Origin of the sequence: Nonomuraea lactucae (assembly GCF_003313395.1) — a bacterium.
In the GTDB taxonomy this organism is placed as follows: Bacteria; Actinomycetota; Actinomycetes; order Streptosporangiales; family Streptosporangiaceae; genus Nonomuraea; species Nonomuraea lactucae.
In genome coordinates this window covers 1-7149 of sequence record NZ_QNFZ01000071.1, presented here as the reverse complement: position 1 = coordinate 7149, position 7149 = coordinate 1, and the positions used below count along the sequence as shown (strand labels likewise).

5 protein-coding genes are annotated in these 7149 nt (G+C 69.7%); 1 reads left to right on the top strand and 4 read right to left on the bottom strand.

Translation table 11 applies throughout. The features are described 5' to 3' along the window. Window positions 1-71: 71 nt before the first annotated feature. The 4 genes from DQW85_RS05690 to DQW85_RS05675 all read right to left on the bottom strand — a co-directional run bounded on the left by DQW85_RS05690 (window position 72) and on the right by DQW85_RS05675 (window position 4276). The gene (locus DQW85_RS05690) at window positions 72-1313 is read right to left on the bottom strand and encodes an FAD-dependent monooxygenase (protein WP_240196949.1); all 1242 of its coding nucleotides are present in this window, start codon (window positions 1311-1313) and stop codon (window positions 72-74) included. Between the two features lie 181 nt (window positions 1314-1494). Further along, window positions 1495-2484 carry an ABC transporter substrate-binding protein gene (locus DQW85_RS05685; RefSeq protein ID WP_113699359.1) on the bottom strand — a complete coding sequence of 330 codons (990 nt, stop codon included), beginning with the start codon at window positions 2482-2484 and terminating at the stop codon, window positions 1495-1497. A 206-nt stretch (window positions 2485-2690) separates the two neighbouring features. Further along, window positions 2691-3482, bottom strand: coding sequence for an ABC transporter permease (locus DQW85_RS05680; protein WP_240196948.1), 792 nt, complete (start codon window positions 3480-3482; stop codon window positions 2691-2693). Continuing rightward, entirely contained in the window at window positions 3479-4276 is a 798-nt protein-coding gene (locus tag DQW85_RS05675; RefSeq protein WP_113699358.1) for an ABC transporter permease, read from the bottom strand. Before DQW85_RS05675 ends, DQW85_RS05680 begins: the two co-directional genes overlap by 4 nt. 404 nt (window positions 4277-4680) lie before the next feature. Here DQW85_RS05675 and DQW85_RS05670 point away from each other — a divergent pair. Continuing rightward, window positions 4681-7149 (top strand): sensor histidine kinase (locus DQW85_RS05670; protein ID WP_162794756.1); only part of this gene is annotated, 2469 nt, incomplete at its 3' end.

Sequence of the window (7149 nt, the reverse complement as noted above, 5' to 3'; positions counted from 1 at the left end):
GTGAAGAGCGCGTTGATCAATCTGGTCGAGCACGCGCTGAACGTCCGGATGGCCGTGCCAGGCTGGAACGGCTAGCGCACGCTCCACGACTCCCGCTCGTTCAGCGCCCGCACGTCCACATCGGTGATGCCGTGCTGGGCCGCCGCCATCGAGGCCAGTTCCTCCGCCGTCAGCACGTCCGCGATGTCGGCGAAACCCCCAGGAGCCCGCTCGGCCACCAGGCTGATCGTCGCCTCGATCGGCAGCGAGCGGTGCGCGAGCAGCAGCGCGGAGGTGGGCGGTCGCCGTTCGGCCTCGTACGCGGCCAGCGCCGCCGCCGGGTCGTCCGAGGTCGCCAGGCACCTGGCCAGCACCCTGGCGTCGAGCACCGCCTGCGACCCGCCGTTGGACCCGATCGGGTACATGGGATGGGCGGCGTCACCCAGCAGCGTCACCCGTCCCTCACCCCACCAGGCCAGCGGTTCCCTGTCGCACATGGGGTATTCCAGGATGCGCTCGGAGGCGGCCAGCAGTCCCCGGATGTCGAGGTGCCGGTGCTCCCACCGGGCGTAGTGCCGCGCCACGTCCTCCAGCCCGCCCGTACGGGACCAGTCGGCCTCCTTGACCACCCCAGGCTCGTCCACCTTGACCTCGGCCACCCAGTTGACCAGCCGGGGGTCGGCGGCGGAGATGTGGTAGGCGACGAACTTGGCGCTCCGGTTGGACCCGGCCACGAGCACGGTCGCGCCGTCCATGACCGGCCCGCCCTTGGCCGTGCCCCTCCACATCCGGATCCCGCCCCACACCAGCGGGTCGTCCCCCGGGTGCAGGCGGGCCCGGACCGCCGAGTGCACGCCGTCGGCGCCGACCACGACGTCCGCCCGCTCGCGCAGCGCCTCACCGGTGGTCACGTCGCGGAGCACCACCTCCACCTCGTCGCCGTCCTGCCGCAGCGTCTCGAACCGGGTGCCCAGCCGTACCGGTCCGACGCGCTCCTTCACGGCGGCGAGCAGGATCATCTGCAGCTCGCCCCGGTGGATCGAGTACTGCGGCCACCGGTAGCCGGCCGAGCGCCCGCGCGGCAGCGCGAGGATCTCGCCGCCGAACCGGTCGGTGAAGGTCATGAAGGTGGTCTCCACGCCTGTGGCTGCCAGCCGCTCGCCCAGGCCCAGCTCGGTCAGCTCGCGTACGGCGTGCGGCTGCAGGTTGATGCCGACGCCCAGCGGGCGCAGGGCCGTGGCGGAGTCCACGACCACGCAGTCGAGTCCCGCCGCCCGCAGGCTGAGGGCGGTGGTGAGGCCGCCGATTCCCGCGCCGATGATCAGGATTCGCATCGTGCTCCCCCAGGAGGTTCTCCGCCCGCCGGGCGACGGGCCTGGTCGCTCGCCATGAGCAGGCGGGCGTGATCGCTCGCTATGCGAAGGGGGAGCGGCGTGCGCTCCCCCTTTGTTCGGGTCGTCCGTCTGGTGCCGCAGGGTCAGCCCGTGCCCGCGCGGACCCCGCACGGCTCCATCGTCAGGATGCGCTCGGCGTGTGCATCATCTGCTTGACGTCGAACTTCTGCGGCAGGTACTTGAACTCGAGCATCAGGTCGGCCACCCGCTGCAGCCGCGTCTCGTTGACCGTGGTGGAGAAGCCGCCGAGGACCATGAGGTCGGCGGTGGCCTTGTCGATCTTGGTGTACTTCGTCAGGGCCGTGTCGACCTCGGCCGAGTTGGAGATGGCCACCTCGGTTGCCTTGAGCAGGGCACGCTGGAAGGCGGCCACCGTCTTGGGGTTCTCCTTGGCGAACTGCTCGCTCACCATGTAGCCGGCGATGGGGAAGTCGGCGGTCGGTCCCGCGAACGGCTCGGCCAGCAGGACCGCGCCGTTCTTGCTGGCGGCGATCTGGTGGAACGGCTCGGGCATGAAGCCGGCGTCCACCTGGCCGCCCTCCAGCGCGCCCGCCATCTGCGGGAAGGGCTGCTCGACGAACGTGACGTCCTCGGGCGTGAGGCCGTTGGTCTTGAGCAGCGCGCTCACGGTCAGGGTGACCACGTTGTTGAGGGTGTTGACGCCGACCTTCTTGCCCTTGAGGTCGGACACCTTGGTGATGGGCGAGCCCTTCTTCACCATGATCGCGAAGTTGCCCGGCTTGGCGGTCCACGCCTCGCCGATGACCTTGAGCTTGCCCACGCCCTTGGCCACGACGGAGATCGCGGAGACGTAGTTGCTGTGCAGGATGTCCAGCTTGCCGCTGAGCAGGTCGGGCACGGCGGCGGCGCCGCCCTGGATGATCTGGGGCTTGACGGTGAGGCCCTCGGCCTTGAAGAAGCCCTTGTCGATGGCGATCTGGATGGGGGCGACCTCGGGGAGCGGCAGCATGCCGATGTTGAGCTCGGCCTTTTCGAGGCCGCCGGCGTTCGGGGAGGAGGCCGAACCGCCTCCGCCGCATCCGGCGGCGAGCAGTGCGGTGGCTGTGAGCAAAAGTGCGGAAATACGCAGGCGGCGCCGGAGACCGGACATGATCGCTCCAGGGGGAAGACGCGTGGATATTCGCGCTTGGGCGTGATCTTGAGGGAACGAGCCTAGCGCAAGGCGGGAAACGCCCCATAGCGCCGATAGCGGAATGTCCCCACATACGATGAAATATCCAGATTCAAACTTTCTGCCGGGTTTATCGGGTGTTATGCATGGGGACAGAATGTAATTCGGGGAAGAAGTGGCTCGTGTCACGTTCTGCGCTGGGCGGAGCTCTGCCAGGCCAGCGCCCGCCGTTCCAGCAGCACGAAGATCTGGTTGAACACGTAGCCCAGCACGCCGAGCAGGATGACCGCGCCCCACGTGCCGGGCAGGTCGTAGCCGCGCTCGGCCACGCGGAGCTGGTAGCCGATGCCGATCGTGCTGAAGGTCTCCGCGATGACCATGAGGATCAGCGCCAGTGACAGGCTCAGCCGCAGCCCCGCGAAGACCTTCGGCAGGGCCGACGGCAGGATCACCTTGACCAGGCGCTGGACGCGGGAGAGCCGGAACACGCGGGCCGTGTCCAGGTGCAGCGGGTCCACGTGGCGAGCGCCGTCCGCCGCGTTGAACAGCACCGGCCAGACGATGCCGAAGGCGATCAGCAGGATGTGCATCCGCGCGCCGGTCGAGAACAGGGCGATGAACAGCGGCAGCAGCGTCACCGGCGGCAGCGCCCTGCCGAACTGGATGATCGGGTCGAGGAACCGGAAGAGCAGCGACGAGCGGCCGAGCGCCACGCCGACGACCACGCCCCCGACGCCCGACAGCACCCAGCCCGTCAGCAGGTTGGCGATGCTGTACGGGAAGTTGGTCAGGGCGGTGTCGTTGAGCCAGAGCCGGGTGGGCGGGCCGCTGAACCACAGCTCGCCCATCTGAGCGGCGATCTTCGTCGGGGGCGGGAAGTAGGGCCCCGCCAGCGCCCGGGTGCCCAGCTCCCACACGACCAGCACCACCGGCACGATCCACAGCCGCAGCACGGCGGCGGCGACCTTCCTGATCACTGCGTCGCCCCCGTCCTGGCCGTGTGCCAGCGGAAGATCCGGCGTTCGCCCCACACGAAGACGCCGTTGGTGACGAGGCCGAGCAGGCCCGCCCAGACGATCGCGGCGACCTGCATCCTCAGTCCCTCGGGACTGCTCTCCGCCAGGACGATGAAGTTGCCGATGCCGCCGGCGCCACTGGAGAGCAGCTCGGTGCTGATCGCCAGGATGAGCGCGATGGCCGCCGCCACCCGGACCCCGGTCGCGATGAACGGCGCCGTGCTCGGCAGCGAGACCCGCCACAGCACCGACAGCGGGCCGAAGCCGAACGTGCGCAGCGTCTCCTTGGCCACCGGGTCGACCTCGCGCAGCCCGTAGACGGTGTTGATCAGGATCGGCCACGTCGACGCGTACAGGATCACCGCGACCTTCAGGTCGAGCCGCCCGGAGAACATGAACGTGGCCAGGGGGATGATCGCGACCGACGGGATGGGGCGCAGGAACTCGATCACCGGCCGCAGCGCCGCCTCGATCGGCGGCACGCTGCCGAGCAGCAGGCCGAGCGGCACGGCCACCGCGACGGTCGCCAGCAGCCCCAGCGCCCAGCCGCCGAAGGTGGTCGCGACGTCGGCGAGGAAGGCCGGGTCCGCGGCGAGCCCGGCGGCCTCCAGCAGCACCGTCGAGGTGAGCGGGAACTGGACGGTGGATATGAGGCCGAGCCTGCCGGCCGCCTCGGCGGCGGACAGCAGGGCCACCACGCCGATGACACCGCAGACCAGCGGGCTGTCAAGGGCACGGCGGGCATTCAGCCGCATGGGAATGTCCCGTTCGCGGAAAACGTCATTGAAGTCTCCATGGCTGCATCCGACCGAGTGACATACCGGGTCAGACGGGGAAGATGAGCAGACGGGAGTCAGCGTACCGAGCTGATCAACCGTTTCTCCTTGGACAGGCCACACCCAGTGATGATTCGCCCGCTATGAGTGGTTTGGTGGGGTTTGCAGCCTTTCATCCGGTTTTTCATTACGGTTGAACCTTAAAATGGCCTGGTTTATGGCGATTTGACGATTACTGTGTCACTTGTGATGCATGCGGCATTGGCCGAATTAATGTGGGTGTGCTCAAATAAGCACTCGCCATGGATGAGTTGGCGCCGCACGCCAAACAGTCCTGATGCGATCCGCCCGCATCAGACGTCCGAGGAGAGGTTGCAACGTCGGTGAGGACTGCATCTACCAGCGGGAACCCCGCCCCCGCCGGCACAGAGCCCGCGACGACCCCGGTGCCACCCCAGCCGGACCACGCCAAGGTCCGCGTGCCCCGCACCGGCGCCCCCACCCGGCGCTCCAAGAGGTCCGCGCTGCGCAACTGGCGGGTGCGCTCGAAGCTGCTGGCCCTCATCGTCATCCCCACCCTTGCGGCGGTCATCCTGGGCGGCACCCGCGTCGCCACCTCCATCGGCAGCGCGGTGCAGTATCAGCGGGTCAATGAGCTCGCGGTGCTCACCGGCCGGCTCGCGGAGCTGGCCCACGCGCTGGAGCTCGAACGGGACCTGACCGCCACGTACGTCGCCCAGGGGCGCAGGGCCAGCGCGGCGGGCAAGATGCAGGCGCAGTACGCGAGCGTCAACGCCGCCGTGCAGAACGTACGGGGGAGCATCGAGTCCCTCGCCGCATCCGACGGCAACGAGCGCGCCGAGGCCGTGCAGATCCGCAACAGGCTCAACGCGCTGCCCAGCGCGCGCAAGGCCGCCGCCGGGTCCCAGTTCGACACCCCGACCGTGATCCGCCTGTACGAGCAGACCATCCGTGACGTGATGGCCTTCGGCGACGACATCGACCGGGGCGCCGTCGACGAGGAGCTCGCCGACGGCGTCGCCGCGTTCGCGGCGCTGGGCAGGGCCAAGGCTCAGGCGTCCAGGGAGCGGGCCATCCTGATGTCGGCCTTCGCCACCAGGAGGTTCGACCCCGTCATGCTCAGCGACTTCCTCGCGGCCCGCGCCCAGCGCGACAGCGAGCTGGTCGCCTTCCGGGCCAACGCCACGATCGCGCAGCGGCAGACGTACGAGGACAACGTCAGCGGCGAGGACGTCGACCGCGCCGAGGGACTCAGGGCCCGCGCCATCGTGCTGGCGGAGGAGAACAGCCGCCTCACCGACGCCACGCTCGGCACGCGCAACGCCGCCGGCACCTGGTTCGAGTCCATGAGCAGCGCGATCGACCGCATGCGCAAGGTCGAGGCGGGCCTGGCCGAGACGATCATCCTGCGCAGCCGCGACCTCCAGGAGGCGGAGCAGAACACCGCCATGATCGTCGGCATCGCAATCGCGGCGCTGCTGTTCGCCGTCCTCGTCGTGACCGTCGTGATGGCCAGGTCCCTCGTCCGGCCGCTGCGCAGGCTGCGGGGTGAGGCCCTGCACATCGCCGGGCAGCGGTTGCCCGCCACCGTCCAGCGGCTGCGCGAGTCGGACACCACCGCGCTCATGGACGTGGAGCCGATCGGTGTGGATTCCGAGGATGAGATCGGTGAGGTGGCGCGGGCGTTCGATGAGGTGCATCGTGAGGCGGTGCGGTTGGCGGGTGAGGAGTCGCGGCTGCGGAGCAATGTGAATGCGATGTTCGTGAACCTGTCGCGGCGGAGTCAGACGTTGGTGGAGCGGCAGATCACGTTGATCGATGGGTTGGAGCAGGGGGAGCAGGACGAGAGCCGGTTGGCGAACCTGTTCAAGCTGGATCATCTGGCGACTCGTATGCGTCGTAACAGCGAGAATCTGCTGGTGCTGGCGGGGCAGGATCCGCCTCGGCGGTGGAGTCAGCCGGTGAAGCTGGTCGACGTCGCCCGCGCCTCGCTGTCGGAGGTGGAGAGCTACGAACGTGTCGTCCTCCAGGTGCCTGACGGTGTCTCGGTGGCGGGTCAGGCGGTCAACGACGTCATCCACCTGCTGGCCGAGCTGGTGGAGAACGCCCTGTCCTTCTCCCCGCGCGAGACCCGCGTCACCGTCTCCGGCAGCCGGATCGACGGCGGCGGCGTCATGCTGTCGGTCACCGACGCCGGCATCGGCATGACCCACGAGGAGCTGACCCATGCCAACGAGCGCCTCGTGGACGCCCCCACCGTCGACGTCTCGGTCTCCCGCCGGATGGGCCTGTTCGTGGTCGCCAGGCTGGCGAACCGGCACGGCGTCCGCGTGCAGCTCCGCCAGCACGGCTCGGGCGGGCTGACCGCCATGGTGCTGCTGCCGGAGGTGCTGCTCGGCCCCTCGCCCGCACCCGCACCCGCGCACAGCGGCACCCCGGCCGTCAGCCGCGACGACCTCTACGTCACCCCGCAACCCGCTCCTCACGCACCTCAAGCCCCTCAAGCCCCTCAAGCCCCTCAAGCCCCTCAGGCCGGCCCTCAGTCCGGTCCGCGGCCCGGCCAGCCGTCCCAATGGCCGGCGGGCGGCTACCAGCTGGGGCCCGGCCATCCCTCGTACCCGTCCAACCCGGCCGACCCGAACAACACCGCCTGGCCGTCCATGCCCCCGTGGCCCTCCGACGCGGGCGGGTGGTCGTCCGGACCGCACCCCCGCGGAGGTGGCTACGAGACCGCCGACGTCTGGGTGCCGTCCAGGGGGACCGGCGGCTGGGGCGGCGACGGGAACGGGCAGCCCGGACGGCCCGCCGACGGCCGGCCGCCCGGCTGGGGC